Raw genomic sequence first — 1,263 nt, forward strand, 5'->3', positions numbered from 1 at the left:
CCGCGCGGGGCCGGTGTGGGCCGCGCGGTGCCGGTGTGGGCCGCGCGGTGCCCTGGCCGCTTGGTCCGGCGGGGCCGGCCGGTACCCGGGCGGATACCCACCGGCGCCTGGCTCCGGCGGGGCGGCCGGTACGGAAATATGATCGCGCCGCTTTTGGGACGGTAGTCCTCAGAATGCCAATGTCAGGTGCGTGACATCTAGATCGTCTTACTTGGTGCAACCTTGACCGGCGGACATACGTCCAACTCCACGTATGGGCGTCCGGCACGCGGAGGGGGCGTGCCGGACGCCCATCTATTGTTTACCGACGGCCGCCGCCAGGCGTTCGGCCTGGCCGGAGGACACGCTGTTATCTGGCTTACGTCCAGGCCGTTCCTCAACAGGGCCGCACTTCAGCCGGGCGGTGCTTCGACGGGCGGTGCTTCGACAGGCGTCCGGGAATTATTTTATCGATGATGTTTCCTGAATCCGGTGTGCGGCTGTCGCGGCTGTGGCCCCGGGGCGCCGGCAGCCCGGCCCACCGCCGTCCACCGTCATGACGGGTGGCCGGCCGGGCGCGCGGGCCACCGTCCGACGATGATCGGTACGGGATCGCCACGGACGAGACAGGGACCGAGCGGGCCGACTGTCCCGTCGGGCCGCGTCCCGGGGACGGCAGGATGGAACGATGGCACGACGACGCGGTCAGGAAACGATCCGAGACATGGCGCTGTCCCTCGGAGTGGTGATGGCCGGGGTGCTGCTGGTCGCGCTGTTCATGCCCAGAGGCGGCGGCGACCCGGTGCGCCCGGTGGACACGGCCGCCCCGGTGGCCGCGTTCGCGCGGTCGGCGCCCTTCGGTGTCCTGGCGCCGACCGGCCTGCCCGGCCACTGGAGGGCCACCTCGGTCCGGGCCTCCGGGCTGTCGGACACCGAGCCGGGAACGGTCGAGCTGACGATCGGGTACGTCGTCGACCGCCCGGACGACAGGACATACGCGCAGCTCAACGAGAGCAACGCCCGGGACGCGGTCAAACGCGTCCTGGGGGACCGGCCCGTGACGGGGACCGTCGAGCTCGCCGGAACGTCCTGGCAGGAAAGACGGGATGACGCCGGCCATCTGGCGCTGACCCGCCAGACCGGTGACGTCGTGCTGATCGTCTCCGACGGCGGTGGCAAGGGCGGGGCGTCCGCCGCCGACCTGGGGGCGCTGGCGGCGTCGCTACGCCCGCACGCCGCGCCGTAGGCCGCGCGTCAGCAGGCCGCGCGTCAGCAGGCCGCGCG

General features: G+C 72.1%; 1 protein-coding gene. It reads left to right on the forward strand.

The genetic code is table 11. From position 1 onward, the window contains the following. Positions 1 to 667: 667 nt before the first annotated feature. Positions 668 to 1,225, forward strand: a complete 558-nt coding sequence (locus AC5LUJ_RS02725; protein WP_250283461.1) for a DUF4245 domain-containing protein — start codon at positions 668 to 670, stop codon at positions 1,223 to 1,225. Positions 1,226 to 1,263: the final 38 nt, after the last annotated feature.

Source organism: Protofrankia sp. CiP1_Cm_nod3, assembly GCF_982290655.1.